The organism is Billgrantia zhangzhouensis, assembly GCF_021404465.1.
GTDB classification, from domain to species: Bacteria; Pseudomonadota; Gammaproteobacteria; order Pseudomonadales; family Halomonadaceae; genus Halomonas; species Halomonas zhangzhouensis.
In genome coordinates this window covers 21,805-47,907 of record NZ_JABFTT010000021.1, presented here as the reverse complement: position 1 = coordinate 47,907, position 26,103 = coordinate 21,805, and the positions used below count along the sequence as shown (strand labels likewise).

Genomic DNA, 26,103 nt, shown 5'->3' with positions numbered 1-26,103 from the left:
TACGATGACATGTATCTTGTTGTGGTGGTCGAGTCGTTATAAAGAAATGTCGGGCAAACGTCTATAATGCCGATTTTCCTAACCGAAGCATACCTAGGACATGACATGCGAATCACGGCCGTACTGGGCGCCACCGGGGGAATCGGCAGCGCTGTCGTCGCCAAGATGATAGCGGCGGGTGACTTCGTCTATCTGCTGGATCACGCAAGCGCGGAAGCGCAAGCCAGCACTCTGCTCAATGAATGGCCGGAGCAATCTGCCTTCATTGCCTGCGACCTGACCCAGCCGGCTAGCATCGAGGCGGCATTTACCCGTATCGCGGCGCATGGCGCGGGCCTGGATGCCTGCATCAATGCTGCCGGCGTGATCCGCCGGGGACGCTTCGTCGAGGTGACAGCCGAAGCACTCGGGGAGATGCTGACGATCAACGTCAGCGGGGCCTACCAGGCACTACAGGCTGCCGCCCGATTGATGATGGCCGGTGACGGCGGTCGTATCGTCATCGTCGCCTCGGCCCATGGCCTGCGTACCACCAGCGAGCGTTCGGCCTATGCCATGTGCAAGGGCGCCATGCTGGCGCTCACCCGCGCCCTGGCGGCGGAGCTCGGCCCCCACGGCATCCTGGTCAACGCCGTAGCCCCGGGGCCGGTCAGCGTGGGCATGCAGGATACCGCGTCCGAATCGCGGCGGCGCTGGCAGGCGGCGACGCCACTCGGTCGGGTGGCCGAAGCCGGCGAGGTGGCCCAGGCAGTGGCCTTCCTCGCCGGCGCCGAGAACACCTTCGTCAGCGGCGAGACGCTGGTGGTGGACGGCGGGGCCAATGTCTCGATGTAGGAAAACGCTGCACGCTTTACACAGCGCTCCCATGGCGCCACCAGGCCGGTTTCAGATACCGAACGCCACCTTCGCGACATCGCGATAGCGTTTGGCGAAATGCACCGTCATGCCTTCCTTGAGGAAGTCCGGCAGCTCGTCGTAGTCGCGGCGGTTGGCTTCGGGCAGGATCACCTCGAAGATCTTGCTGCGCCGGGCGGCGATGATCTTCTCGCGAATTCCGCCTACCGGCAGCACCTGGCCGGTCAACGTCAGTTCACCGGTCATCGCCAGCGGCCGATCGACGCCCTGATGCCGCGCCAGTGACAGCAGCGCCGTGGTCATGGTCACCCCCGCCGAGGGGCCATCCTTGGGCGTTGCCCCCTCGGGCACATGCAAGTGGACGAAGGCCGAGTCGAAGAAGTCGGCATCGACGCCGTACTCGGCCAGATGTCCCAGCGCGTAGCTGTAGGCAATGTTGGCCGACTCCTGCATCACCTCGCCGAGCTTGCCGGTGAGCTTGAAGCCGCGTGACAAGGCATGCACCTTGCCCGCCTCGATGGGCAACGTGGCACCGCCCATGGCGGTCCAGGCCAGGCCGGTGACCACCCCTTCCCCCTTGAGCACCTGCTCCTGACGGAACAGCGGAGCACCGAGATACTCTTCCAGGTTCTTGACCGAGACGCGCACCGAGGCCTGATCACCTTCGAGCAGCTTGACCGCTGCCTTGCGCACGATGCTGTGCAGTTGCTTCTCGAGCTGGCGCACGCCGGCCTCGCGGGCATAGCCTTCGATCACCTGACGCAGCGCCGCGTCGGTAAGATTGATGCGCTTGCGCGGGATTCTGTCGCGCTCGAGCAGCTTGGGCCAGAGATGGTGTTTGGCGATCGCCATCTTCTCCTCGGCGATGTAGCCCGACAGGCGAATCTGCTCCATGCGGTCGAGCAGCGGCCCGGGAATCGAGTCCAGAGTGTTGGCCGTACACACGAACAGCACCTTGGACAGGTCCAGGCGCACGTCGAGATAGTGGTCGAGGAAATCGACGTTCTGTTCGGGGTCGAGCACTTCGAGCAGCGCCGAGGCCGGGTCGCCCTGGAACGACTTGCCCAGCTTGTCGATCTCGTCAAGCATGATCACCGGGTTCTCGACCTCGACCTCCTTGAGTGCCTGGACCAGCTTGCCCGGCATGGCGCCGATGTAGGTACGGCGATGCCCCTTGATCTCGGCCTCGTCACGCATGCCGCCCACCGAGAAACGGTAGAACTCCCGCCCCAGCGCTTCGGCGATGGAACGGCCGACCGAGGTCTTGCCCACCCCGGGAGGACCGACCAGCAGCAGGATCGAGCCGCCGACGTCACCCTTGAAAGTGCCCTCGGCGAGGAACTCGATGATGCGCTCCTTGACGTCCTTGAGGCCGTCGTGGTCGCGGTCGAGCACCGTCCGGGCATGCACCAGATCGAGCTGATCCTGGCTGCGCACGCCCCATGGCATCGAGGTCAGCCAGTCCAGGTAGTTGCGCGTGGTGCCGTACTCCGGCGAGCCGGTTTCCAGCACCGAGAGCTTGTCGAGCTCCTCCTCGATGCGGGTGTAGACCTTGGGCGGCACCGTCAGCCCCTCCAGGCGATCGCGGAAGGTATCGACGTCGTTCTCGCGATCGTCCTTGGAGATACCGAGTTCGCGCTGGATCACCTTGAGCTGCTCGCGCAGGAAGAACTCGCGCTGACGCTCTTGCATCTGGGCGTTGACCTGTTCGCTGATCTCGGTCTGCAACTGGGCGACGTCGATCTCCTTGCGCAGCAATGGCAATACCTTCTCCATGCGCGACTGCACCGGCAGGGTCTCGAGCACTGCTTGTAGCTCCGGCCCCTTGGCCGAGGTGATGGCGGCGGCGAAATCGGTCAACGGTCCCGGCTCGTGGGGGCTGAAGCGATTGAGGTAGTGCTTGAGCTCCTCGCCGTAGAGCGGGTTGATCGGCAGCAATTCCTTGATGCCGTTGATGATCGCCATGGCATAGGCGCGGGTCTCGTCCTCGTCGGCCTTGACCGGCTCGCGGGGGTAGCTGACCTCGACCAGGTAGGGCGGCTTCTTCGACAGCCAACGCTGGATGCGGAAACGGCGCAGGCCTTGGGCGATGAACTGCAACTGGCCCTCTTCGCCTTGAAGCTTGTGTACCTTCACCGCGGTGCCGAACTCGGGGAAGTGCTCATGGCTCAGCTCTTCCACGGCCGTATCGCCAACGAAGGCCACCCCAAGCGTATGGTGGGGCGTATTGCCGACCCGGCGGATGGTCTCTTCCCAGCGCTCGCGGTTGATCACCAGCGGCTGGACCTGGGCAGGGAAGAAGGGACGATTGTGGATCGGCAGCAGATAGATGCGTTCGGGCAGGTATTCACTGGCCGGAATCACGGCATTGGCGACTCCATCCACCTCGCCGTCGGAGCCCAGCGTCTCGTCGGGATCCGATCCTGCCTGCTGCAAGTCGTGTTCGTCCTGGTCGTGCTCGTTCATGAAGTCCTCGTCCTGAAGCTGTGAAAGCCGGATACACATTGCCCTGTGGAATGCGGGCAGCATAGTCGAACTTCAAGTCGCGCGAGATGCGAACAGGACAATGGCTAACGCCACAGGGGCGGCAGCGGACGGCTGTTCACCCGCACCTGGCCCCGCCCGATGTCGATCTCGAGCGTGCGGGTATCCAGCGGCAGGCCGAGCCAGAGAGCCACCACGGTGGGCAGCTCGTGCCAGGTGAAATCACCGTCGAGACGCCGCCGCCAGCGCTCCTTGGCCGCCGGCTGATCCAAGTCGACCAGGCTGAGCGACTCGAGCCGGCGTCCATCGAAGAATAGTGAGCCATCGGCCTGGGCGGACAGGCCGAGCATCGGGCTGTCCAGTTCCAGGCGCTGCAGGTCGAGGCGCGGCGAATCCTGCAGGATCGCCAGCAGGTAAGGCTCGAGATGGGCCAATAGCGCTTCCCGCTTCGTTCCGGCCTGCCCACTGGCGGCCAGCTTGCGCAGGCGCGTCATGGTGGCGCGGATCGCATCGGCATTGAATCGCGACAACTCCAGCTCCGTCTGGCCGGTCAGCAACACTTGCTCGGCGGTATGAATTTCGCCCAGGTCCAGGTCGAGCTGGATGCGAAGCTCCCGGTCGTCCAGCGAGACGCGATTGGCCAGGTGGATGGCAGAGGCATCGAGCTTGAGCTGGGGCTGGTGCCAGGAGAGCGACTCGATCTGCAGGCGATCCTCCTGGGTGAAGGAGTGCGCCCCTTCGGTATAGGCGTACTGGCTGTTGAGGATGGCGGGGCCGATCTCCAGGCGAGCCTCTCCGTCGCTGAGCACCCATGACTGAAGCTGGGCACGCAGGCGCCAGTTGCCCTGCTCGCCGCTGAAGCGCAGCCTGCCGCCTTCGAAGGCCAGTTCCCGCTCCTGCTGGGTGATGCGCAGCGGCGCGAGCTGGATCCCCCCCTCGAGGGTACCGCTCAGTACGTGGTAGCGCGCTTCCCACAGGGGCGGAGCCGTGGCCAGCGACTCGCCGAAGAGATGCCTGGCCTCGGGGCCATGGCGCAGCATCACCTCGCCGTCGAGGTGGGTGCTGAGTACGCCGTGATGTGCCTGATAGGTCAACTCCAGGCGCCAGGCCTGGCCGAAGAGCGGTGCCAGGTGAATGCGTCCGGTCGAAGTCCACCAGCCCTGTTCGACATCCACCCGCTCGATGTCGAGTTCACCCCGCGCTTCCAGGTCGGCCAGCGTACGCGCCATCTCCCGCTCGAACAGCCAGCTCGATATGGCCTGTGCCGCCATCCAGGCAAGAAGCAAGACGACCAGCAACGGGACGATGAGACGTTCCTTGCGCATAGCGTCACCTCCCTGTCGTTAACCCTCGCGCTACCCCATTCAATCGAACACGGAACGTAACCTAATGCAACCAGAGCCAGAGATGCATCGTGCTCCAGGCATAGATACCGGCCAGCACGTCGTCGATCATGATGCCGAATCCGCCCGCCACACGCCGGTCGGCCCAACGGATCGGCCATGGCTTGAAGACGTCGAAGATGCGAAACAGCACGAAGCCCCACAGCGCTGCCTCCCAGGAGAACGGCACTGCCGCCATGGTGATCCAGTAACCGACGAATTCATCCCACACGATGCCGGAGTGATCGTGTACGCCCAGGTCGCGGGAAGTCTTGTCGCACAGCCAGATTCCCACCACGAAGGAGACCGCCACCAGCGACAGGTACCAGCCCAGCGGTAGTTCGGAGAGCAGCCAGTAGAAGGGGATCGCCGCCAGCGTGCCGAAGGTACCCGGCGCCCAAGGCACGCCGCCGCTGCCCAGGCCGAAGGCGAAGAAATGCACCGGGCGCCGCCAGACGCTCTGGGGGCAGCGGTTCATGACTTGCCCCCGTGGAAATGTTGCCAGCCATGGGCGCCGCCGATGTCGACTCCCCTCACGCCCGGCTCGGCGCTGATCGTACCGATGGGAGTCAGGGTCAGCCCCTGTTCCGCCAGACGTCGGCAAGCCTCGTCGAGCCTCTCGCCGGGCAGGCTGACCAGCAGCTCGTAGTCGTCGCCGCCGCACAGCGCGGCGCGATAGGCGGCCTCTGCGCCCAGCGCCTCGACCAAACCATCCGCCAGCGGCAGCGCCTTCGACTCGAGTCTTGCACCCACGCCAGACGCCTCGAGGAGGTGTTCGAGGTCGGCCAACAGTCCATCGGAGATATCAATGGCGGCATGGGCCAGATCGCGCAGCGCCAACCCCGCTGCCAGTCGGGGCTGGGGTTTCAGGTATCGCTCCAGCAGAGGGTGCTCGAGATCGCGCTCGCCGCGCTGCCATAGCGCCAGGCCTCCCGCACCGCCACCGAGACAGCCGGTTACGGCCAGCACATCGCCGGCGCGCGCACCACTGCGCGTCAGCGCCTCTCCGGGAATGACCTCTCCCATTACCGTAACACCGACGGCGAGTTCACCGCGGGTCACATCGCCGCCCACCAGCGCCGTGCCGCTTGCCTGGCACAGCGAGTGAAAACCATGGGCGAAGTTCGCCAGCCAGGTTTCGTCGTCGCTTTCGAGCGCCAGTGCCATGAGGCACCAGCGTGGCTCGGCTCCCATCGCGGCGAGGTCACTCAGGCTCACCGCGAGCGCACGATGCCCGATCGCCTCGGCAGGCGCATCGGCGGGAAAATGCACGTCGGCAACCGAAGTGTCGACACTGACCGCCAAGTGCCGGCCCGGCTGCGGAGCGAGCAGCGCACAGTCGTCGCCCACGCCAAGCGGCACGCCGGCTCGAGCTCCGGATGCGACAGGAGTGAGATAGCGGGCGATCAGTTCGAATTCACTGGCCACCGATGGCACCTTCAGCCACGACGTGCCCTGACCTCGGCGCTACGCAACCGGGCGGCCAGCTTGTCCAGGATGCCGTTGACGTACTTGTGCCCGTCGGTGGCGCCGAAGGACTTGGCGAGTTCGACGCCTTCGTTGATCACGGCACGATAGGGCACATCCAGACGCCGGCTGAGTTCATAGGCACCCAGGCGCAGGATCGCCAATTCGATGGGGTCGAGGTCCTCCAGGCGACGGTCAAGCAGCGGAGCGATGGAAGCATCCAGATCGTCGCGGAAACGCACCACGTTGTGCAGCAGTTCGTGAAACAGCGCCAGGTCGGCGATCTGCATCACCTTGGCCCAGTTTTCGTGATCCTCGAGATCTTCATCGGGCTGCTGGCTACGAAACTCCGCCTCGATCGAGGTGGCCGACTTGCCGGTCATATGCCACTGATAGAGCCCCTGTACCGCCAGTTCGCGGGCCGCTCGCCGCGCTTGCTGGCCCGCAGAAGGGGAGCGTTGCGGGCGTGATGCACTCATGAAGCTTCTCCGCTCTGACCGTCGCTGTCACCGAAGCCACGCAGCAGGGAGACCATCTCCATGGCAGCCATGGCCGCTTCGGCGCCTTTGTTACCTGCCTTGGTGCCGGAACGCTCGATTGCCTGTTCGATCGAGTTGACCGTCAGTACGCCGTTGGCGATGGGCGTCTCGAACTCCAGTTGAAGATTGCCCAGCGCCGCGTTGCAGCCACCCGCTACATACTCGAAATGCGGCGTGCCGCCACGGATCACCGCGCCCAGAGCGATCACCGCATCGGGACGCGCCACCTGCAAGGCACGCTTGACCGCCAGCGGCAATTCCCAGGCACCGGGGACATGGACGATATCGATGTTTCCGGCATCCACGCCATGACGCACCAGGCTGTCCACGGCGCCCTCGACCAGGCTGTCGACGACATGATGGTTGAAACGTCCCACCACGATCACGTATCGACCGTCGACGTCGACGAAGTTGCCTTCCAGTTGAGACAGGGTATGCATCGCTAGTTCCTGATGAAAATGGTCCTGCTGAAAACGATTTGGGTACTGCTGAATCGAATGGCCGGCAGCCAGTGCCGGCCAACACGCCTCGTCACGTCACCGGACGAGCGCCGGTTCAGTGATCCGCGGCACTCTCCTGCTCGCCCGGTGCGATCAGCTCGACCACCTCGAGATCGAAGCCGGACAGTGCCGAGAATTTCCACGGCGAGCTGAGCAGCCGCATGCGTCCGACACCCAGATGGCGCAGGATCTGCGAGCCGGTGCCGATGGTAAGATAGTTGCCGGCACCGTCAGAGTCGCTGGTGCGCGGCAGACGCCGCCGCTCGAGGAAGACTTCCAGTTGATCGCGGAAGTCCTGGTGCGGACGGCCGTCGTCAAGCAGCACGAATACGCCATGCTCGACCCGGGCGATCTCTTCCAGCGCGCTGTGGGTCGTCCAGTTACGGCTTTCGCTCTTCTGCAGACCCAGCAGGTCGCGCATGGTATCGGCCAGGTGCACCCGCACGGTGGTCAGGCCTTCGGGGCTGGGATGCCCCTTGACCAGCGCCACATGATGCGCATTCTGGATGCGATCGTGAAAGACGTGCAAGGTCAGCTTGCCCACGGCCGTCTCGACCAGCGTGGATTCCACCGGCTCGATCGTCTGTTCGTTGTGGATACGGTAGTGGATCAGATCGGCGATGGTGCCCATCTTGAGGCCGTGCTCGGCGGCGAAGCGCTCGAGTTCGGGGCGACGCGCCATGCTACCGTCGTCGTTCATGACTTCGCAGATCACCCCGCTAGGGTCGCAGCCGGCCAGGGCGGCCAGGTCGCAGGCCGCTTCGGTATGACCGGCACGGCGTAGCACACCGCCGGGCTCGGCCATCAGCGGAAAGATGTGGCCGGGCTGCACGATGTCCTCGGGACGTGCATTGCGAGCAGCAGCCACCTGCACGGTACGCGCCCGATCGGCGGCCGAAATTCCGGTGGTCACGCCCTCCGCCGCCTCGATCGACAAGGTGAACTTGGTCCCGAAGCCGGAGCCGTTGTCGCGAACCATCAGCGGCAGGTTGAGGCGCTCGCAGCGCTCGCGGGTCATCGGCATGCAGATCAAACCGCGCGCGTGGCGCGCCATGAAGTTGATATGCTCGGCCTCGACCTTCTCGGCGGCCATGATGATATCGCCTTCGTTCTCGCGACCCTCATCGTCCATGAGGATCACCATCTTGCCCTGCCGAATGTCTTCGATCAGTTCGGCGATGGAAGCCAGGCCCCCTGAGGAAGATTTCACGTTGGAATCTCCGTATTTTCAAACGACTTCGAGGACGATAGCGCACTGCAGCCAGGCAGTGTCGCCAAATCGCACCACGTTGAATGGGCGTCAGAGTACATTGGCGCGGCTTCGGGCGCCAGTAGCGAGTACATTGGCGCGGCTTCGGGCGCCAGTAGCGAGTACCTTGGCGCCAGCAGACTCTCTCTCAAGCGAGCTGCCCCGGGGCCAAGGCCGCTGGGGAGGCGCTGTGAATCCTTCCCTGGACGCTACTTTTTCCGTCCCTGGAAAAAGACCTCCCCGGCAGCCTGCCCCGGAGCATACGGCTTGGGAAGCCGCGGCTTACTCCTGCCGGCGCTCCGGCCGCGCCGTGATTCGCCAGTCGCGCCCCACGGCGCGGATGTCGAGGATCTCCAGCGGACGCTGCTGCGCCATACGTGTCAGCCCCGGCAAGGCGAACAGCGGGCGCGCTTCGCCGCCGAGCAGCGTCGGCGCCACGAACAGCTGCATCTCGTCGACCAGGCCGGCATCCAGCATCGCCCCGGCCAGCGTGGCCCCAGTCTCGAGCAGTACCTCGTTGACCAGCTCCTGCTCGGCCAGGTAGCGCATCAGCGCCGACAAATCGACACGGCCATCGTCGCCAGCACGCAACACCACCACCTCGGCGCCGACCGCCTCCAGGCGTGTGCGGCGCTGCGGCTCGTGCCCGGGCACCGTCGCGACCAGCGTGCGCCCGGGCTCACGCAGGCAGGCTGCCGCCTGGGGCAGGCGTAGCTGGGTGTCGACCACCACCCGCAGCGGCTGGCGCGCAGCGATGGCTTCGGCATCATCGAGGCCCAGCTGCGAAGCGCGCACCGTCAGGCGCGAATTGTCGAAGATGATCGAATCGACCCCGGTCATGACCGCACTGGCGCTGGCCCTGAGTCGCTGTACGTTTTCCCGCGCGTGGGGTCCGGTGATCCACTGCGACTCCCCCGACTGCATGGCAGTGCGCCCATCGAGGCTCATGGCCATCTTCAAGCGGACGAACGGACGCTGGCGCGTCATACGGGAGATGAAGCCGACGTTCAGCTTGCGCGCTTCCTCCTCGAGCAGCCCCACCTCGACCTCGACCCCCGCCTCACGCAGCATGGCGATACCGCGCCCGGCCACCTCGGGGTTGGGGTCCTGCACGGCCACCACCACGCGTTGAATACCGGCCTCGATCAATGCCACCGCACAGGGCCCGGTGCGACCGTGGTGGGAGCAGGGTTCCAGGGTCACGTAGGCGGTGGCGCGACGTGCGGTTTCCCCCGCCATGCGCAGCGCATGGATTTCGGCGTGCGGCTCGCCGGCTCGCACGTGCCAGCCCTCGCCGATCAGGCGGCGGTTCTTGACCAGTACGCAACCCACGCGAGGGTTGGGATGGGTGGTATAGAGGCCGCGGCGGGCGAGCCGCAGCGCCCGGGCCATCCAGGCAGCATCGGTCGGCTTGGCCATAACGCTCCTATGCTTCGTTGAGACTGGCTGTATCCGCGCGCTTGATAGCCAGGCCCGCGGGCCTAGCCCTCGGCGGTACCCGGCGGGAAGCCGGGCTCTTGAGATAGGCGTTCGATCTCGGCGCGGAACTCGTCGATGTCCTGGAAACGCCGGTAGACCGAGGCAAAACGGATATAAGCCACCTGATCCAGGCGCTTGAGCGCCTGCATCACGGCTTCGCCAATGTCGCGCGCCTGTATCTCGCGCTCGCCGCTGGCACGCAGGCGATGACGAATCTGCTCCACCGCCGCCTCGATGGACTCGGCGCTGACCGGGCGCTTCTCCAGCGCGCGCAACATGCCGGCCCGCAGCTTACGGTCATCGAAGGTCTCCCGGGAGCCGTCGGACTTCACCACCCTGGGCATGACCAGCTCGGCGGTCTCGTAGGTAGTGAAGCGCTCGCCGCAGTCGGTACATTGGCGGCGGCGGCGCACCTGATCGCCCTCCGCTACCAGGCGGGAGTCGGTCACGCGGGTGTCATGGGCGCCACAGAAGGGGCAATGCATGGTATCGATCCGAACGTGAAGCGGGGCGACCCAGCGGTCACACATGGGTCACGATTCATACTTCTTGCTCCGGTATTGTACCCCCTCCCCCATCACCCGCCCAGCTTCGGCGTCGCGCCCCAGCCGGCCGGCCTCGCCTAGTGCGCGTGATCGTGCTTGTGGTCATGGGCGTGCGCGTGACCATGCTGCCCTTGTTCCTCTACCACAATCTGCTGAACCGGTGCTTCCAGACGCTGCGATTCGCCCGATTCGAAGCCAAGCTCGATCTCGACGGGCTCGCCTTCGACCAGCGGGTCGGTCAGCCCGATCAGCATCAGGTGCAGCCCACCCGGCGCCAGCTCGACCGACTCACCGGCGGGAACGGTGATCTGGGCAACCTTGCGCATCTGCATCACCCCATCCACGTCTTCGTGGTTGTGCAGTTCCAGCGTTTCTGCCGCCGACGAATTCGCGGTGACCAGCACTACCTCCCGCTCCCCTGGGTTGTGCAGTGTCATGAAGGCAGCGGAGGCCGGCGAGCCGGGCGGCACGGCACGCACCTGTGCCTGTTCGATGATCAGAGGGTCGGCCAGGGCCGCGAACGAGATCAGCGAAAGGCCGGTGGCAACCACTAGCGAACGGGACAGCATCATCTCATGACTCCTTGTTGTATCGTGGCACTTGGAAGATAGCGCACAGCATACTACGACGTTTGCAAAGCGCTGTCGGATGCGTCAACGCGACTCAGCGATGGATTCGGCAACCAAGGAAATCCTCTCATGCCCTTTCGCTTCACCCTGCTCTCCTCTGCCCTGGCCGTGCTCGCCATCGTCCCGGTGATTCATGCCTACGACTGGCCGCCGCCCATTCGCGCTCTGGTCGCCGAGGGCCTCGAGATCCATGGCGATTTCCCCGCTCCCGATGGCCTGACGGGCTACGCTGCCAGCCATCAAGGGCGTGAAATGACCGTATTCGTGACCGCCGATGGCCAGCACGCCGTCGTTGGCACCCTGATCGATGCCGAAGGCAACGATCTCTCCGAGGTACCGTTGGACGAGCTGGTACGTGCGCCCCAGGAAGATGCGGCCTGGCAGCGCCTGGAGGAGAGTCATTGGATCATCGACGGCAACCCCGAGGCTCCGCGGGTGCTATACACCTTCACCGATCCCAACTGTCCGTTCTGCCGCCAGTTCTGGGAGGCTGCACGTCCCTGGGTCGAGGCTGGCGAGGTTCAGTTGCGCCACGTCATGGTGGGAGTACTGCAACAGGACAGCCCCGCCAAGGCCGCCGCCATGCTGGGCGCCGAAGATCCCGAGACGGCCCTGTACGACCATAGCATTGGCGCTGACGAGATCACCCCTTCGGCCCAACCCCGACGCATCGAGGACATGGTCTACCGCAACAACCAGCTGTTCGATGAGCTGGGCCTTTACGCCACACCAACCACGGTTTACCAGCGCGACGGCCGCCTGGAACGGGTGGACGGCATGCCCAGCGAGGAGCGCCTGGTGGAAATGATGGGTGGTGCGGCTCCCTGAGAAGCTCATCGCCGCCTCGTGGCAGCCGTCGTCGGGCTGAGGCGGAATCCAGATATCTCGGCGCTATATCAGCGGCTTACAGGGAGCGGAAAGAGCAGAATGGCGGCCTTAGGGGCTGCGATGCGTAAGCTGTCCACATCGCTTACGGGATCCTCAAGACGCAAACCGCATATCGGCCACAAACCGCCTGATGGGATGTTTGTGGCCGGTTAGGAGAGATGGTATCTAGTACAGCGCCTTGCCGCGACAAATGGCATTAAAAAACTTGCCTACCAGGCTTGTGGCGTGGGTAACATGCGCACCCAGCGATACCAGGGCTGCTGCCAGAGGACGGTGCCATCATGACCACGGGTCTATTCTTTCTTGCCAACTTTCTGTTCTGTCTCGCCTACATTGTGCGCGACATGGCCTATCTGCGGGCCATTACCATTCTCGCCGCGCTGAGCACGCTACCCTACTTCTACTTTCTCGAATCGCCGCTTTACTCGGCAATTGGCTGGCAGCTCGCTTTTATCGTCATCAATGCCGTCAATCTCACCGTTCTGCTAATGTCTCGGCGCCCTGTCAGCCTCGACGACGATCAGCGTTGGCTGCATCAGCACACCTTCCGCATACTGTCGCCACGAGAAATGCTCAGGGTACTGCGGCCCGCCCGGCGCCAGCGCTGCCCTGCCCACGTCGCTCTCATCGAGCAGGGGCAGTCCCTCGACAAGCTGATTCTGCTGCTCGACGGCGAGGCCGAGGTGCACGCCGGCGGCCAGCATCGCGCTACGCTGCGTGCAGGGGACTTCGCAGGCGAGATGAGCTTCGTCACCGGCAAACCAGCCAGTGCCTGCGTGGTGACCAAAAGCCCGGTGGACTATCTGGCCTGGCAGCGCCGTGATCTCGAAGCACTCTACCACCGCGACCCGCGCCTCAAGGACGCCATGCAGGGTGTCCTTGGCGCCGACATGGCCAGGAAGCTAACCCGCTGACACGCTCGAACAGCCCCGCAAGACTTGCACTCTCAGGCCAGACATGGTGACGTAACGGAGCGCTAAGACAATGAAAATACTAAAACAATGAAAATAAATGTACTGGGTGCCAGCGGTGGACTGGGTGACGGCAGTGCCACCACCGCCATCCTCGTTGGCGAGACAGTCTTGCTGGACGCCGGCACCGGGCTGACGCACCTGTCAGTGGATGACGCCGCGGCCATCCAGCACGTGTTTCTCAGCCACGCGCACCTGGATCATGTTGTCGGCCTGCCACTGCTGGTCGACACCCTCTTCGAGCGTCTCTCGGATACGCGCAGATCGCTGACGGTTCATGCCCTGCCGGCGGTCATCGATATCCTGAAAAAACACCTGTTCAACCAGCACCTATGGCCGGACTTCAGTACGTTACCAACGCGGAACCGAGCGGTAATGCGTCTTTCACCGCTGACGCCGGGACACACCATCGTCTGTCAGGATCGCCAGCCGATGAACGTGACACCGTTTCTGGTCACGCATCGCGTACCGGCCTGCGGGTTTCATGTCGAGTCGCCCGATACCCGGTTCGTGTTCAGCGGCGATACCACGCTCGACGCCTCAATGCTCAGCCGCCTGAATGCATTGGGCCAGATCGATATCCTGATGCTAGAGTGTGCTTTTCCCAACCACCACCATCGCCTGGCAGAGTCATCGGGCCACATGACGCCAGCGCTGGTGGCAGAACTGCTACGCCGGCTGAACCAGGCACCCGCGCAGATCTGGATCAGTCATCTAAAGCCGGAATATCGCCAGCAAGTCATCGCCGAACTCGAAGCGGCACTGTACGGACAACGCTGGCTTTGCCTCTGAACGCACCACAACAATGACAGTGTGACTCATGCCATACCGCTCTCCCCTCAAGCGTCGCCTTCCAGCTATCTATCTACTGCCAGCGGTCGTGATCGCCGCCAGTCTTGGCAGCCCCGCCAGCCTGTCCTATCAGAATCCGCTGGACGAGGCCCGCCAGCACCTCGAAGCCGATGCACCCGAGGCGGCCTACCAGCAGTTGAGCGAACTTGATCAGCAGCATGCCGGGACGCCCGAGTTCGACTACTGGTTAGGGGTCACGGCTTTACGTGCCGGCCATCCCAGCCAGGCGCTGCTGGCCCTCGATCGGGTGATTCGCACCGATCCTCAGCACGCCGCCGCGCGCATGGCGCGGGTGGGCGCCTACCTGCGGCTCGGCCAAATCGATGCCGCCGAGCGCGAGCTGGACGTACTCGCATCGCTGGAGCCCCCGGCCCAGGCCCGCCAGGCCATGCAGCGTTATCAGCGGGCCATTGACGAACGACGCCAGCGCGACACCTCTCCTCGGCACCAGGCGCGCTTGATGCTCGAGACCGGCTATGACAGCAACGCCCAACGCTTTCCCAGCCGCTTCCTGATCGATCCCAACCAGCTGATACCCGAGGCGCTGCGCCCGCTGGTCGAAGAAGCCGACCGTATCGAGCTGGCACGTCAGTCCAGTCACTTCCAGCGCTTCGCAGGCCACTATCGCGGCAGCCAGCCGCTCAACGAGGACCAGCGTCTGCTGTTCGAGGCCGGTGTCCAGAGCCGCTATTACCAACGCGAAGAGGCCCAGGCCTACAATCTCTCGGTGCTTCAGGGTCGTCTCGGCTGGGACTACGACCTCGACGCCGAGCGTCGGCTGACCCTCTCGCTTGACGCACTTCGCGCCTGGCAGGACACCGATTTCAGCCGCCTGCTGCGCCGCTGGGGCCTAAGCACCGAATACCGCCACCCGCTGGCCCAGGATAGTCAGCTGCGCTGGCATGGCCACGCCTACGACAACCGCTTCGACCAGCGCAGTGACAGCGATTACCAGAGCGCCGGGCTGGGCGTGGAGCTACGGGTTCCCCGGGGCGCATGGACCCTGCGTGTCAGCGGCCTCGCTGAGCACGAGCGGGCTGGTCGCCACGCTGGTCAGGCCCGGCGCGACGGTGGCGATCTCGACCACCTTCGACTCGGCGTGGGCCTCGACATTCCCGTCGGCCACCGCCAGCAGTGGCGCTTCGACCTCGATCACCGCTGGCGCCGCTATCAGGACGAGGGCTTCGCGCTGTATAACGACTTCTCCCCTGCCGCACGGCACGACCGCAGTTGGGAAGCCAGCGTAGGCTGGTACCTGCAGTTGGATCGCGACTGGCTGCTGCATGCCAAGGCGGACTACGAACGCCGTCATTCGAGCATCGAATTCTTCGACAACCACCGCGTTCAGGCTCGCCTGGGTCTCAGCTACCTGTTGTGAGCTGATGCCACCCAGCTGTCTTCCAGGAGCCCTATCATGAATCATACGACCCGCTCACGCTCCTCGTCCCTCGCCTCGGGTCTTGGTGGCGCGTTTTTTATCGGCCTTTTCAGCCTGCCAGCGCTGGCCGAGACGCCTGCCGGTCAGTTGATGTTCGTACACGGCGATGCCGAGATCATCCGCGGCGGCGAGCGTTTGCGCGCCAGCCGCGGCGACGATCTCTACCCCGGTGACAGCCTCGAGACCGGCCCCGCCGCCAGCGTGCAGATTCGTTACCAGGACGGCGGCACCCAGGCGATCAAACCTGACAGCCACTACACCCTTACCCAGTATCAGCAGGAAGATGACAACCAGAAAGGCGTGAAACGCACCGAGTTGGCCCGCGGCGCCATGCGTGCCATCACCGGAGCAATCGGCCAGGCCTCACCGGAGAACGTCAACCACGACACCCCAGTGGCCACCCTCGGCATCCGCGGCACCAGCCTGGCGGTGCTGCATGTTCCCGAGCAGGGCTACGCCCCGCTCCCCGACGCCGAGCCCGGTACCTACCTCAAGGTCGAGAGCGGACTAGTGGCGATCATCACCGACGCCGGCACGCGGCTGGCGCGACCCGGCGAGGTGTTCTTCTCTGCCGCACGCGACCAAGCACCGCGGCTGCGTCCCGAGGCCAGCGCACTGTTCGGCCAGATTGGCGAAGCCCCCCCCGGCAGCAGTGCCACTCTTGACCAGGAGGGTGTGACGCTGGCGACTGACGCGGACCCACAACAGCTACAGGAGTCGCTGGAAAGCAGCGAAACGCAGCAGCGCGAGCGGAGCATCCAGCCCCCCGAACCTGAACCAGAGCCTGAGCCAGAACCCGAGCCCGAGCCCGAACCTAGCTGGATCGACTACGACCCAAATGCCAGCGACAGTACCCTGCTCAGCGTCAGCGACAGCGCCGCACGCTTCGGCGAACTCTATGAACAGAACCTCGCCCCTGAAGGGCTCGGCGGCTTTGCGCTGAACGAGGGCGAGATCACCTGGGGCTACTGGGCTGCCGGCACCACGCTGCCGGAGGGCGACGAGCTCTCCCAGTCACTGGCCTTTATCAGCGCCACGCCGGAGATGATGATCAGTGATACGTTGCCCGACAGCGCTCAGGAAGCACTTCAGGAGTTTCCGGAGGGCGTCTTCATCTTCGACTGGCAGGACGGTACGGCACTGATCGATCTCGACGGCGAGCAAGACCCCATGCCTATCGAAGAGGGTCAAATATGGATGAGTCGGTTTGGCGATCTAGAATTATTCCTCCGTTTCGAGGGCGACATGGGCGAGCTTCTCGGGGTAGCCGAGTTGCCTGAGGATTTCAGCCTCGACGGTGTAGCGCTGGAGATTGTCGAAGAGAGCTTCTTCGATGGCGCCAGCCTTACCGGTCGCTATGTCGGCGAGGACGCCGACGCCATCATGGCCATCATCGAAGCCTGGAACGACGATGCCATCTTCGGCGGCAGCGGCGTGTTCGAGCGCCTTGAGTAGTGCGGGCACGCCTCACTTGTCGAGGTGCCGCCACACCCCATCCCACTCACTGGGTGGCTGGCGGCGCAGCTCAGCCAACCGCGCCAGATAGAGCTGGGTCACCGGGTCATCGTCGGGCAGCGCCCTGAAGGCCGCCTCGGCGTCGCTGAAGTCGCCCTGCTGATAGCACTCGACGGCCGCTTCATAGGCCCCTACCCACTGCTGACGGGGGCCCGATACCACGGCCGCCAACCCCAGCGGTTCATAGATCCACAGCGGCGCCTTACGCCCCTTGACCCGCACCCGGTCCAGTCGCCGGAATATCCAAGCCGGCGCTCGTGCCACCACCGACTCACTGACGATCACGGCAACGCCATAGGTCTTGGTCAATGCCTCCAGACGCGAGCCGAGATTGACATTATCGCCCATCACCGTATACGCCATGCGAAAGCGTGAGCCCATGTTGCCGACGCTCATCTCGCCGCTGTTGAGGCCAAGCCCCATCGACAGCGGCGGCTTACCCTCGGCGTGCAGCTCGCGGTTGACCGCCTCCAGCGCCTCGCGCATGGCCCAAGCCCCGTGCAGCGCATGTTCGGCGTGGTCGGGATCACGTAACGGTGCCCCCCAGAAGGCCATCACCGCATCTCCCATATACTTGTCGATAGTGCCGCCATGGAGATGAATCGCCGCGGTCAGCGGCGTCAGTAGACGGTTCATCACCTCCGTCAGCTCGCGCGGCGTCAGCGACTCGGCAAATGCGGTGAAGTCGCGGATGTCCGAAAACAGCACGGTCAGCTCACGCTCCTCGCCGGCAAGCCCGAAGTCCTCGTCGCTGTCCACCATGTCCTCGACCAGCGCTGGCGGTACGTACTGGCCGAAACGGGCCGCCACCCACTGCTTTTGCCAATGGCTGCGTAGCAGGTTGGCACTCAGATGCCACAGCAACTGCACCACCAATAGCACCAGCAGGCCCGCCAACGGCAACACCAGCCCCTGCTGCCAGGCCCACCAGTTGCCGCCCAGGCTCAGCGCCACCAGTACCACGCTGAGCGCCATCAGCCAGGGCGCACCGAGCAGCGGATAGAGCACCACCATCAACGCGCCCAGGCCTACCAGGGCCACCAGCTCGGCACCGGCCACCCAAGGCGGGTCGGCCATGAACGACTGATGCAGCATGCCGGCGAGCAGGTTCAGATGAATCTCCGGACCAGGAAACACCGCTCCCACCGGGGTGGCACGCAGGTCCATCAGGCCCGGCGCCGAGGCTCCCAGTATCAGGGTGGTACCGGCCAGTTCGCCAGGCGCCATCTCCCCCTCCAGTACATCCACCGCCGAGACGTAATCAAAGTGCCCGCGCGGCCCGTACCAGGGCACCAGTGCGGCGCCCCGGCCGTCCACGGGGATCTCGAAGCCACCCACGTCGAGGGCTTCGAGCTGGGGCTGGCCGGCTCCTTCGGCAACCACGAGAGACACCTGGGGCTGTCCCAACAGAGTAAGCAGCATGGCCAGCGGCAGTGCCGGATATACCTCGTCCTGCCAGCGCTGTAGCATCGGCATGCGCCGATAGACACCGTCGGCATCGACACGCGGATTGTCGAAGAAGCCTCCCCCCATGGCGGCCTGTTGCAGCACCTCGAGGTTACCGGTGAAGCGGCCGGGTTCGGGGAGTGGCAGGGGGGGCGCTTCGGCCAGGTCGAGCGGTTCGGGCAGCGCCCCGCTCGAAGACAGTGCTTGCGCCGACGTATCTGACTGAAAATAGTAGCCCAGCACCACCGGATAGCCGGCCAGCACCTCGGCCAGGCGCTGATCGCCATCGTCGGGCAGCGATGCTTCCTCGAGCACAGGATACTGCTCGCGTAGCTGCTCCCAATGGCGTTGCCACAGCGCTGTCTCGGGCTCTGCGAACACCACATCCACGCCCAGCAAAGCGGCGTCGTGCTCCTCGAACAACGTCTCGATCAGTTCCGCCAACAGTGTGCGCGGCCAAGGCCACTGGCCCAGTGCCTGCAGGCTGCGCTCGTCGATATCGATGATCTTGAGGGCCGGGTCCTGAGTGCCAATCTGGTCGAGGCGCACGCGCTGGTCGTAGACCTGCCACTCGAGCCGCTCGAGCAGTTTCCATGGTAATAGCTCCAGCGCTGCCGCCACCACTAACGCGACTAGCGCTGCCCCTCCCAGGCGCTGCCAATGGCGCCAGCGACGATCCATGGCCCCCTGACCACGTATTCCTGCCACACTGCCCCCCTGGATCCCGATGCCCATTGCTCGATCCTTGCCAGACCTCAGCCTACCGTGGGGGCCAACAAACCAAAAGCGCCCCGCCAAGGCGGAGCGCTTTCTGAGGCTATTGGTAATGAGGTAACGCGGTCAGTCACGATACACCGGCAGACGGGCACACACCGCCTCGACCTTGGCCTTGACCTCAGCCTCGACGCCCTCGCTACTCTCGCCCCTGGTCATCACGTCGAGGATGTCGCAGATCCAGCTGGCCAGCTCACGGCACTCATTCTCGCCGAAACCACGCGTGGTCACGGCGGGGGTACCGATGCGCAAGCCAGAGGTGACGAACGGGCTCTGCGGATCGCCGGGCACGGCGTTCTTGTTGACGGTGATATGAGCGCGGCCCAGGGCGGCGTCTGCATCCTTGCCGGTCAGCCCCTGCTTGATCAGCGAGAGCAGGAACAGATGATCCTCGGTGCCTCCGGAGACCACGTCATAGCCGCGCTCGATGAACACGCCTGCCATGGTCTGGGCGTTCTTGACCACCTGCTGCTGGTAGGTCTTGAACTCGGGCGCCATGGCTTCCTTGAAGCATACCGCCTTGGCGGCAATGACGTGCTCCAGCGGGCCACCCTGGCCACCCGGGAAGACGGCGGACTGCAGCTTCTTCTCGATCTCGGCGTCGCCCTCTGAGGAAAGAATCAGGCCGCCGCGCGGACCGCGCAGGGTCTTGTGCGTCGTGGTGGTCACCACGTGAGCATGGGGCAGCGGGCTGGGGTAGATCCCGGCGGCGACCAGGCCGGCGATGTGTGCCATGTCGACCAGCAGGTAGGCGCCCACCTCGTCGGCGATCTCGCGGAACTTGGCCCAGTCGATGATCTGGGAGTAGGCGGAGAAGCCGGCGATGATCATCTTCGGCTGGTGCTCGCGGGCCAGCCTCGCCACTTCCTCATAGTCGATGCGGCCGCTGTCGTCGATGCCGTACTGCACGGCGTTGTAGTGCTTGCCGGAGAAGTTCGGCTTGGCACCGTGGGTCAGGTGCCCACCCGCATCGAGGCTCATGCCCAGCACCGTGTCGCCCGGTTTGACCAGCGCCTGGAACACGGCACTGTTGGCCTGGGAACCGGAGTGCGGCTGAACGTTGGCATAGCTGGCGCCGAACAGCTGCTTGGCGTAGTCGATGGCCAGCTGTTCGACGATGTCGACGTACTCGCAGCCGCCGTAGTAACGCTTGCCGGGGTAACCTTCCGCGTACTTGTTGGTCAGCTGGCTGCCCTGGGCCTCGAGAACGCGGGGGCTGGCATAGTTCTCGGAAGCGATCAGCTCGATGTGCGCTTCCTGGCGAGCGACCTCTTTTTGCATCGCATCGAACAGGGCGTCATCGAAGCCGGCAATCGTCATGTCTCGGCTGAACATCGGCGGGGAACCTCGCATACGGGGGAAAGTCAGGATGCGCCATGATACCCCAGCCCATGACGGCTTTCACATGAAAGGCCGTCATGAACGGGTGCAGAATTTCTCATGCAGGGTTTAGGTTTCTCCCAGCAAGCCCAAGCTCGCCGCCGGCGCCTGCCGCCGCAATCCGCGCGACAGTGCATGACCGATGGCGCCAACCAGCAGCGCGCCGCCCAGGGGAAGTACTACCCACAGCCACGGATGCAGCCGCGGCGCCAAGTCGAGCCAGGCGACATAGATGCCTGCGGTGGCCAGCTCGGCCAGCAACGCGCCCATCAGGCCGCTGGCCAAGCCCAGTATGGCGAACTCGGCCCCCTGCACGCGGGAAATGAGCCGTCCTCCGGCGCCGAACACTCGCAGTAGGCCACTCTCGTGTGCGCGAGCCGGGCGGCTTGCGGTCAGCGCCGCGTAGAGCACGCTCACGCCAGCCAGCAGCACGAAGGCGAGTACCAGCTCCACCGCTCTCGTGACCTGGGTCACCACATCGCGTACCTGGGCCAGAATGGCATCGATATTGAGCAGCGATACGCTCGGGAAGCCCTGTACCAGTTGGCGCAGTGTCTCGCCCTGCCCCGCCTCGAGGTGGAAAGCAGTGATGAAACTGTGGCCGAAGCGCTCCAGCACCCCCGGCGGGAAGATGACAAAGAAGTTGGGACGGAAGCTGTCCCAGTCCAGGTTGCGCAGACTCGCCACCTCGCCGACGATCTCCTCGCCACCGATGGTGAACGTCATCCGGTCGCCGAGTGCCAACCCCAGGCGTTCGGCCAGGCCGTCCTCGAGCGAGATCGGCACCGTGGCCTGCCGGGGCTCGGCATCCATTGCCCCTAGCCAGCCAGCCCCCGCCGGTGCGCTCTCCAGATCATCGAACCAGCGGCCGGCCACCACCCGGTTGCCCTCCGGCAGCTCGGCCTGCCAGGTGAGGTTGAGTTCACGGCGCAGCGAGCCGTCGCCGCGCGACTCCACCGGCACCGCTTCGCTGGCCGGTTCGCCGTTGATCGCGGTGAGACGCCCACGCACCATGGGATACAGCGCCGTGCGGTCGTCGGCATTGGCATCAAGGGTGGCGATGAACGCCTCGCGCTCGCCGGGCTGGATGTTGATGGCAAAGTAATTGGGTGTGTCCTCGGGGAGCTGGGCCTGCCAGGTGGTGAGCAGATCCCCGCGCACCAGGGCAATCATCGCCATGGCGAAGAAGGTCACTGCAAAGGCGAGCAGTTGCCCCAGGCTGGCACTACGGCGCCTGGCCAGTTGGCGCCCCCCCAGGCGCACGGCCTGGGGCAGCTCGCCACTGTTGCGTCCCTGCGGCAGGCGAGCCGCGAGACGCAGCACCAGGCCGAGCAGCAACACCCCCAGCCCCCACAGCACTACCAGCATGACCAGGCCACCCAACAGCAACGAGGCCGCCAGGCCGAAGTCGCCGGAATAGAGCCACAACAGTCCCCCGAAGACCAGACTGGCCACCAGCACGACCAGCCAGGCCGCAGCCGGTAGCGGATCGAGTTCGCGGCGCAGCACCTTGAGCGCGCTGACACGCTTGAGTCGCAGTAGCGTCGGCCCGGCGAAGCCGACCAGCACCGCCAGCGCCGTCAACACACCAAGCCACAGCGGCAGCCAGCCCGGCGGCGGCAGCGTAAGCGGCAGGAAAGTGGTCAGCAAGGCCAGCAACGCGGCCTGCCCGGCCAGGCCCAGCAACGCTCCCAGGAACGACGCCGCCAATGCCAGCCACAGCAACTGCAGTGCAAACAGCCAGGTCAGGTCACGCTGGGTGGCACCGAAGCAGCGCAGCAGCGCAGCCGTATCGAGATGCCGCTCGACATAACGCCGCGTCGCCATCGCCACCGCCACGCCGGCCAGCAGCACGGCGGCGAGACCGGCCAGGCTCAGGTATTTCTCGGCCCGCTCCAGGGCATTGCCGAGCCCCGGGCGGTCGCGGCGCACGTCACGCACCTCGACCCCATCGCGGCGCAGCCGCTCGAGCAACGGAGCCAGCCGCTCCAGCGCCTGGGGCGGGCCGGCGGCGAGCAGCTCGAACTCCACCCGTGCGCCGGGCTGTATCAGATTGGTGGCGTCGAGGTCATCGACATGCACCATCAGGCGTGGATTGAAATTACCGAAGCCGGCGGACTGATCCGGCTCGCGCTCGATCAGGCCGGTCACCGTCAGTTCGCCCTCGCCCACCTGGATGCGATCGCCAAGCTCGGCCTCGAGCAGCAGCGCCAAACGAGGCGCCAGCCAGGCCTCGCCGGGGGCGGGTCCATGGTTCACGGTTTCGCTGCCTGCGCCCCGGTCGACGTAGACTTGACCGTAAAGAGGGTAGACGCTGTCGACCGCCTTCAGGCTTGCCGGCTGAAAGGCCTCGCCCAGGCTGACCATGGTCACCATGTCGACCTGGTCGCTCAGCGTCATCCCGGCCTCTTCCAGCATACGACGCAGCCCGTCGTCGAAGGGGCGGCTCTGCTCCAGCACCAGGTCGCCCCCCAGCAGTTGTCCGGCCTGGCGGGTCAGGCCGCGGTCCAGGCGGTCGAGGAAGAAACCGATCATGGTGGAAGCCGCCACTGCCAGGGCCAGGGCAACGAATAGCGCCCGAACGTCGCTGGCACGTAGGTCGCGCAGGAGCCCACGGGCGGAAAGCCGCAGCAGGTTGGCACCGGTTGAGCGGTTCGACGTTCGGCTCATGCGCCCACCTCGTCGCGCACGAGTTCGACCAGCCGCCCCTCCTCCAGACGCAGGCAGCGATCGCATCGCGCCGCCAGGGCGTGATCGTGGGTCACCAGTATCAGGGTGGTCCCAGCCTCGCGGTTGAGCTGGAACAGCAGCTCGATGATACGCCCTCCGGTCGCCTGGTCCAGGTTGCCGGTGGGCTCGTCGGCAAAGACCAGCTCGGCGCCGGTGACAAAGGCCCGCGCCAGCGCAACACGCTGCTGTTCGCCGCCGGAAAGCTGCTTGGGCAGGTGATCCAGGCGTTCACCGAGCCCGACCCGGGTCAGCCAGTCACGCGCCCGCGCCGAGGCATCGGGCAACGGCGAAAGCTCGAGAGGAAGTAGCACGTTCTCCAGCGCCGTGAGGGTCGGCAGCAGTTGGAAATTCTGGAACACGAAACCGACCTGACCGGCACGCAGCCGGGCGCGACCGTCCTCGTCGAGCTTGCCCAATGTCTCGCCAAACAGCTCGAGCTCACCGCCGCTCGGCTCATCGAGCCCCGCCAGCAACCCGAGCAGGGTCGACTTGCCCGCCCCGCTCTGCCCGAGGATCGCCACGCTCTCGCCGGGGAACACTTCGAGCGTCAAACCACTCAGAATGGTGAGCCGCCGCTCTCCGCTCACGACCTGCTTGCTCAGTTGCCGAGCATGTAGAATCGGTCTGGCATCACGCCTGGAGCCGGAAGTCGTGGCGGGCGCTACAGCATCTCGAATCGAGGAGTCGGACATGGTGAAAGGTTTCCCCATTGGTGTGATCGGTATGTATCGAGCCTGGCCAATCCGGTGGCGTGCACGCTTCCCTGGCTCGACCGGCGCCATGCTGCTCGCCATGATGCTGGCGGCCTCGGCGGCCATGGCTGCCGAGAGGCCGGTAGTGCTGGTCATGGGAGACAGCCTGAGCACTGCCTATGGCATCGAACAGGAAACAGGCTGGGTCAGCCTGCTGCAAGAGCGGCTCGACGGACACGCACGGGTGGTCAATGCCAGCATCAGCGGCGAAACGAGCAGCGGTGGTGCCAGCCGGCTCCCCGAGCTACTCGGACAGCACGAACCGGACATCGTTCTGCTCGAACTGGGCGGCAATGACGGCCTGCGCGGCCTGCCGCCCAGCCAGCTCGAAGCCAACCTGGCCGGCATGATCGAGGCCAGCCAGACCACTGGTGCCGGAGTCTTGCTACTCGGCATCGACATTCCGCCCAACTACGGGCCGGCTTACCGCCGCGCCTTCACCGATGTGTTCACCCGCTTGGCCGATAACTACGATACACCGCTGGTGCCCTTCCTGCTCGAGGGAGTAGCACTCGTGGAAGGCATGATGCAGGACGACGGCATTCACCCCACCAGCGACGCACAGCCGATCATTCTCGACAACGTGTGGCCGGAACTGGCGCCGCTGCTGAAAGGCAACGGCGTGGAGCTGGCCGAAACCGCACGGGAGTGACATCCATAGCCAATGGTCCATTTGCGGGCTATACTCAGACTACTGGAAATTCATCAGGAGTGTCCTCATGCGCACCGAGACCATCAGCTACCTCAAGCAGAATGCGGCCACGCTCAACGTCGAGGAGCCCCTGGTCATCACCCAGAAGGGCAAGCCCACCTACGTGGTGGAGTCCTATGCCGCCCATGAGCGCCGCGAGCAGGCCATCGCCCTGCTCAAGCTGCTGAGCCTGGGCGAGAAGAGTCGTGAGGAAGGCAAGACCATGAGCGCCGAGGAGTTCATGGCGCGGTTGAAGGAAGATGAGAAGGCTGAGTTGGGCAAGCAATTGTGACCCCTCCCCTTCCCGTCACCCTCGAAGATACTGCGCTTCGGTCACTTCGCAGCTGTCGTCACTTCCTGATCGATCACCAGGAGTGGGCACCGGCGGAAGCGCACGCCTACACCCAGCGACTCGTCAGTACTGCCCTGCAGCGTCTTGCCGAGCGTCCCGGCACCTATCCTGTCTGCCGCCTGGCCCTGGAGCTGGGCATAGCTCACTACCGCGAACTGTTGTTCGACGGCTACCGGGTCATCTATCGTTTCTGGCCGGAGCAGGAACAGGTATCGGTCTACCTTTTCGCCCATCAGCGCCAGGACTTCAAGCAGCTGCTGTTCGAGTATCAGCTACTCTCCTGAGCCGCCGCCCCGGGAGTTTTTTGCCACTGCTGCAGGCCGAGCCCGCCGAGGATCAGCACCAGCCCGACCAGGGTGGAGACGAGGATCGGCTCGCCGACCACCAGGTAGAGCAGCAGCAGCGACACCGGCGGCGACAGGAAGATCAGGTTCGAGACCTTGGCCGTGCGCGACACCCGATGCATGGCCATCTGCCACAGCACGAAGGCGATACCCATCTCGAACAGGCCGACGTAAACCCCGGCGCCCACGGCCGCCCAGCCGTGCCAGGAAAAGCCGGGGCCAAGCAGCATCAGCAACGTGAGCACCGGCAGGCCGACGCTGAAGTTCTGCCACTGGGCCACCAGCGGCGGGCGCCGGTCGCGCACGTTGAGCAGCCAGTAGAGCGCCCAGAGCAGGGTGGAAGCCAGCGCCATTCCCACGCCGAGGGGATCGGCGAAGGCCACGTTCAGCACCTGCCCCCGCGTGGCGATCACCCATACGCCCGAATAGGCGACCAACCCTGCCAGTACGTCGACGCGCGTCAGTCGTTGGCCAAGCAGTGGCACTGCAAGAAAGGCCATGGCCAGCGCCCAGGTGTAGTTGAGCGCCATGGCCTCCTGTCCCGGCAGGCGGTCGTAGGCGCCGAACAGCACCAGGTAGTAAGCCACCGGATTCATCAGACCGGCCCAGGCAGCAGTGCGCCAACCATGCCGCAACGCCTCGCCGAGAAGGCCCTGGCGAACCACCATCACCCCCATCAACAGCCACGACACCAGCGACGCCAGCCACATCAGTTCCAACGGCGACATGTAGGCCAACGCCACCTTGAAGGCAGTGGCAACGGTCGACCACAACGCCACTGCCCCCAGGCCGAAGAGCATCGCCGCGCGATCCTGGCGTAGGGTATCCGCCCCCATCATCG

24 protein-coding genes are annotated in these 26,103 nt (G+C 65.0%); 9 read left to right on the top strand and 15 right to left on the bottom strand.

Going from position 1 to position 26,103, the window contains the following annotated elements:
- Nucleotides 1-105 precede the first annotated feature (105 nt).
- Nucleotides 106-834: an SDR family NAD(P)-dependent oxidoreductase gene (locus tag HOP51_RS20350; RefSeq protein ID WP_234275695.1), complete on the top strand. Its 729-nt coding sequence runs from the start codon at nucleotides 106-108 to the stop codon at nucleotides 832-834.
- Between the two features lie 51 nt (nucleotides 835-885).
- Here HOP51_RS20350 and lon read toward each other — a convergent pair whose 3' ends face one another.
- From lon to HOP51_RS20300, 10 genes are all read right to left on the bottom strand, one after another.
- Nucleotides 886-3,321, bottom strand: coding sequence for an endopeptidase La (lon, locus tag HOP51_RS20345; RefSeq protein ID WP_234275694.1), 2,436 nt, complete (start codon nucleotides 3,319-3,321; stop codon nucleotides 886-888).
- A 104-nt stretch (nucleotides 3,322-3,425) separates the two neighbouring features.
- On the bottom strand, nucleotides 3,426-4,664 hold the full coding sequence (locus tag HOP51_RS20340; RefSeq protein ID WP_234275693.1) for a DUF945 family protein: 1,239 nt from the start codon (nucleotides 4,662-4,664) through the stop codon (nucleotides 3,426-3,428).
- 61 nt (nucleotides 4,665-4,725) lie between these two features.
- Nucleotides 4,726-5,199 carry a phosphatidylglycerophosphatase A family protein gene (locus tag HOP51_RS20335; protein WP_159553732.1) on the bottom strand — a complete coding sequence of 158 codons (474 nt, stop codon included), beginning with the start codon at nucleotides 5,197-5,199 and terminating at the stop codon, nucleotides 4,726-4,728.
- Nucleotides 5,196-6,149 carry a thiamine-phosphate kinase gene (thiL, locus tag HOP51_RS20330; RefSeq protein WP_234275692.1) on the bottom strand — a complete coding sequence of 318 codons (954 nt, stop codon included), beginning with the start codon at nucleotides 6,147-6,149 and terminating at the stop codon, nucleotides 5,196-5,198. Before thiL ends, HOP51_RS20335 begins: the two co-directional genes overlap by 4 nt.
- A gap of 11 nt (nucleotides 6,150-6,160) precedes the next feature.
- Nucleotides 6,161-6,667, bottom strand: coding sequence for a transcription antitermination factor NusB (gene nusB / locus HOP51_RS20325; protein WP_234275691.1), 507 nt, complete (start codon nucleotides 6,665-6,667; stop codon nucleotides 6,161-6,163).
- A complete protein-coding gene (gene ribH, locus HOP51_RS20320) occupies nucleotides 6,664-7,167 on the bottom strand; it encodes a 6,7-dimethyl-8-ribityllumazine synthase (protein ID WP_234275690.1) in 504 nt (167 codons plus the stop codon). The genes nusB and ribH overlap by 4 nt, the downstream gene beginning before the upstream one ends.
- A 115-nt stretch (nucleotides 7,168-7,282) precedes the next feature.
- The gene (gene ribBA, locus HOP51_RS20315) at nucleotides 7,283-8,437 is read right to left on the bottom strand and encodes a bifunctional 3,4-dihydroxy-2-butanone-4-phosphate synthase/GTP cyclohydrolase II (protein ID WP_234275689.1); all 1,155 of its coding nucleotides are present in this window, start codon (nucleotides 8,435-8,437) and stop codon (nucleotides 7,283-7,285) included.
- Nucleotides 8,438-8,758: 321 nt separating this feature from the next.
- A complete protein-coding gene (gene ribD / locus HOP51_RS20310; protein WP_234275688.1) occupies nucleotides 8,759-9,895 on the bottom strand; it encodes a bifunctional diaminohydroxyphosphoribosylaminopyrimidine deaminase/5-amino-6-(5-phosphoribosylamino)uracil reductase RibD in 1,137 nt (378 codons plus the stop codon).
- 62 nt (nucleotides 9,896-9,957) lie between these two features.
- Nucleotides 9,958-10,440 carry a transcriptional regulator NrdR gene (gene nrdR / locus HOP51_RS20305; RefSeq protein WP_234275687.1) on the bottom strand — a complete coding sequence of 161 codons (483 nt, stop codon included), beginning with the start codon at nucleotides 10,438-10,440 and terminating at the stop codon, nucleotides 9,958-9,960.
- A 137-nt stretch (nucleotides 10,441-10,577) separates the two neighbouring features.
- Complete coding sequence (locus HOP51_RS20300; RefSeq protein WP_234275686.1) at nucleotides 10,578-11,072, bottom strand: copper chaperone PCu(A)C; 495 nt, start codon at nucleotides 11,070-11,072, stop codon at nucleotides 10,578-10,580.
- A gap of 126 nt (nucleotides 11,073-11,198) precedes the next feature.
- Here HOP51_RS20300 and dsbG point away from each other — a divergent pair, with 126 nt between their 5' ends.
- The 5 genes from dsbG to HOP51_RS20270 all read left to right on the top strand — a co-directional run bounded on the left by dsbG (nucleotide 11,199) and on the right by HOP51_RS20270 (nucleotide 16,733).
- A complete protein-coding gene (dsbG, locus tag HOP51_RS20295; RefSeq protein ID WP_234275685.1) occupies nucleotides 11,199-11,957 on the top strand; it encodes a thiol:disulfide interchange protein DsbG in 759 nt (252 codons plus the stop codon).
- A gap of 341 nt (nucleotides 11,958-12,298) precedes the next feature.
- Entirely contained in the window at nucleotides 12,299-12,931 is a 633-nt protein-coding gene (locus tag HOP51_RS20285) for a cyclic nucleotide-binding domain-containing protein (RefSeq protein ID WP_234275684.1), read from the top strand.
- An 87-nt stretch (nucleotides 12,932-13,018) separates the two neighbouring features.
- The gene (locus HOP51_RS20280) at nucleotides 13,019-13,780 is read left to right on the top strand and encodes a 3',5'-cyclic-nucleotide phosphodiesterase (protein WP_234275683.1); all 762 of its coding nucleotides are present in this window, start codon (nucleotides 13,019-13,021) and stop codon (nucleotides 13,778-13,780) included.
- 28 nt (nucleotides 13,781-13,808) lie between these two features.
- Entirely contained in the window at nucleotides 13,809-15,218 is a 1,410-nt protein-coding gene (locus tag HOP51_RS20275) for a porin family protein (protein ID WP_234275682.1), read from the top strand.
- A 36-nt stretch (nucleotides 15,219-15,254) separates the two neighbouring features.
- Nucleotides 15,255-16,733, top strand: a complete 1,479-nt coding sequence (locus HOP51_RS20270; protein WP_234275681.1) for a FecR family protein — start codon at nucleotides 15,255-15,257, stop codon at nucleotides 16,731-16,733.
- Between the two features lie 12 nt (nucleotides 16,734-16,745).
- Here the strand turns inward: HOP51_RS20270 and HOP51_RS20265 are convergent, their stop codons facing one another.
- The 4 genes from HOP51_RS20265 to HOP51_RS20250 form a co-directional block, all read right to left on the bottom strand.
- Nucleotides 16,746-18,974: a CHASE2 domain-containing protein gene (locus HOP51_RS20265; RefSeq protein WP_234275680.1), complete on the bottom strand. Its 2,229-nt coding sequence runs from the start codon at nucleotides 18,972-18,974 to the stop codon at nucleotides 16,746-16,748.
- Between the two features lie 105 nt (nucleotides 18,975-19,079).
- Nucleotides 19,080-20,348 (bottom strand): serine hydroxymethyltransferase, encoded by a 1,269-nt coding sequence (gene glyA / locus HOP51_RS20260; protein WP_234275679.1) that lies wholly within the window; start codon nucleotides 20,346-20,348, stop codon nucleotides 19,080-19,082.
- Nucleotides 20,349-20,462: 114 nt separating this feature from the next.
- Complete coding sequence (locus HOP51_RS20255) at nucleotides 20,463-23,063, bottom strand: ABC transporter permease (protein WP_234275678.1); 2,601 nt, start codon at nucleotides 23,061-23,063, stop codon at nucleotides 20,463-20,465.
- Nucleotides 23,060-23,815 carry an ABC transporter ATP-binding protein gene (locus HOP51_RS20250; RefSeq protein WP_234275677.1) on the bottom strand — a complete coding sequence of 252 codons (756 nt, stop codon included), beginning with the start codon at nucleotides 23,813-23,815 and terminating at the stop codon, nucleotides 23,060-23,062. Before HOP51_RS20250 ends, HOP51_RS20255 begins: the two co-directional genes overlap by 4 nt.
- On the opposite strand from HOP51_RS20250, the gene HOP51_RS20245 reads away from it, so the two are divergent.
- From HOP51_RS20245 to HOP51_RS20235, 3 genes are all read left to right on the top strand, one after another.
- Complete coding sequence (locus HOP51_RS20245; protein ID WP_234275676.1) at nucleotides 23,814-24,527, top strand: arylesterase; 714 nt, start codon at nucleotides 23,814-23,816, stop codon at nucleotides 24,525-24,527. The two genes, HOP51_RS20250 and HOP51_RS20245, sit on opposite strands and share 2 nt — an antisense overlap.
- A gap of 67 nt (nucleotides 24,528-24,594) precedes the next feature.
- Nucleotides 24,595-24,858, top strand: a complete 264-nt coding sequence (locus tag HOP51_RS20240) for a type II toxin-antitoxin system Phd/YefM family antitoxin (RefSeq protein WP_234275675.1) — start codon at nucleotides 24,595-24,597, stop codon at nucleotides 24,856-24,858.
- The gene (locus HOP51_RS20235; protein WP_234275674.1) at nucleotides 24,855-25,202 is read left to right on the top strand and encodes a type II toxin-antitoxin system RelE/ParE family toxin; all 348 of its coding nucleotides are present in this window, start codon (nucleotides 24,855-24,857) and stop codon (nucleotides 25,200-25,202) included. Before HOP51_RS20240 ends, HOP51_RS20235 begins: the two co-directional genes overlap by 4 nt.
- Here the strand turns inward: HOP51_RS20235 and HOP51_RS20230 are convergent.
- Nucleotides 25,187-26,101, bottom strand: a complete 915-nt coding sequence (locus HOP51_RS20230; protein ID WP_234275673.1) for a DMT family transporter — start codon at nucleotides 26,099-26,101, stop codon at nucleotides 25,187-25,189. The genes HOP51_RS20235 and HOP51_RS20230 overlap by 16 nt on opposite strands.
- Nucleotides 26,102-26,103 lie beyond the last annotated feature (2 nt).

Bases quoted from the DNA above. Each gene is read 5' to 3' on its own strand.
- HOP51_RS20350 (WP_234275695.1), top strand. From the start codon at position 106: ATGCGAATCACGGCCGTACTGGGCGCCACCGGGGGAATCGGCAGCGCT.
- lon (WP_234275694.1), bottom strand. From the start codon at position 3,321: ATGAACGAGCACGACCAGGACGAACACGACTTGCAGCAGGCAGGATCG.
- HOP51_RS20340 (WP_234275693.1), bottom strand. From the start codon at position 4,664: ATGCGCAAGGAACGTCTCATCGTCCCGTTGCTGGTCGTCTTGCTTCTT.
- HOP51_RS20335 (WP_159553732.1), bottom strand. From the start codon at position 5,199: ATGAACCGCTGCCCCCAGAGCGTCTGGCGGCGCCCGGTGCATTTCTTC.
- nusB (WP_234275691.1), bottom strand. From the start codon at position 6,667: ATGAGTGCATCACGCCCGCAACGCTCCCCTTCTGCGGGCCAGCAAGCG.
- ribH (WP_234275690.1), bottom strand. From the start codon at position 7,167: ATGCATACCCTGTCTCAACTGGAAGGCAACTTCGTCGACGTCGACGGT.
- ribD (WP_234275688.1), bottom strand. From the start codon at position 9,895: ATGGCCAAGCCGACCGATGCTGCCTGGATGGCCCGGGCGCTGCGGCTC.
- nrdR (WP_234275687.1), bottom strand. From the start codon at position 10,440: ATGCATTGCCCCTTCTGTGGCGCCCATGACACCCGCGTGACCGACTCC.
- HOP51_RS20300 (WP_234275686.1), bottom strand. From the start codon at position 11,072: ATGATGCTGTCCCGTTCGCTAGTGGTTGCCACCGGCCTTTCGCTGATC.
- dsbG (WP_234275685.1), top strand. From the start codon at position 11,199: ATGCCCTTTCGCTTCACCCTGCTCTCCTCTGCCCTGGCCGTGCTCGCC.
- HOP51_RS20285 (WP_234275684.1), top strand. From the start codon at position 12,299: ATGACCACGGGTCTATTCTTTCTTGCCAACTTTCTGTTCTGTCTCGCC.
- HOP51_RS20280 (WP_234275683.1), top strand. From the start codon at position 13,019: ATGAAAATAAATGTACTGGGTGCCAGCGGTGGACTGGGTGACGGCAGT.
- HOP51_RS20275 (WP_234275682.1), top strand. From the start codon at position 13,809: ATGCCATACCGCTCTCCCCTCAAGCGTCGCCTTCCAGCTATCTATCTA.
- HOP51_RS20270 (WP_234275681.1), top strand. From the start codon at position 15,255: ATGAATCATACGACCCGCTCACGCTCCTCGTCCCTCGCCTCGGGTCTT.
- HOP51_RS20265 (WP_234275680.1), bottom strand. From the start codon at position 18,974: ATGGGCATCGGGATCCAGGGGGGCAGTGTGGCAGGAATACGTGGTCAG.
- glyA (WP_234275679.1), bottom strand. From the start codon at position 20,348: ATGTTCAGCCGAGACATGACGATTGCCGGCTTCGATGACGCCCTGTTC.
- HOP51_RS20255 (WP_234275678.1), bottom strand. From the start codon at position 23,063: ATGAGCCGAACGTCGAACCGCTCAACCGGTGCCAACCTGCTGCGGCTT.
- HOP51_RS20245 (WP_234275676.1), top strand. From the start codon at position 23,814: ATGGTGAAAGGTTTCCCCATTGGTGTGATCGGTATGTATCGAGCCTGG.
- HOP51_RS20250 (WP_234275677.1), bottom strand. From the start codon at position 23,815: ATGTCCGACTCCTCGATTCGAGATGCTGTAGCGCCCGCCACGACTTCC.
- HOP51_RS20240 (WP_234275675.1), top strand. From the start codon at position 24,595: ATGCGCACCGAGACCATCAGCTACCTCAAGCAGAATGCGGCCACGCTC.
- HOP51_RS20230 (WP_234275673.1), bottom strand. From the start codon at position 26,101: ATGATGGGGGCGGATACCCTACGCCAGGATCGCGCGGCGATGCTCTTC.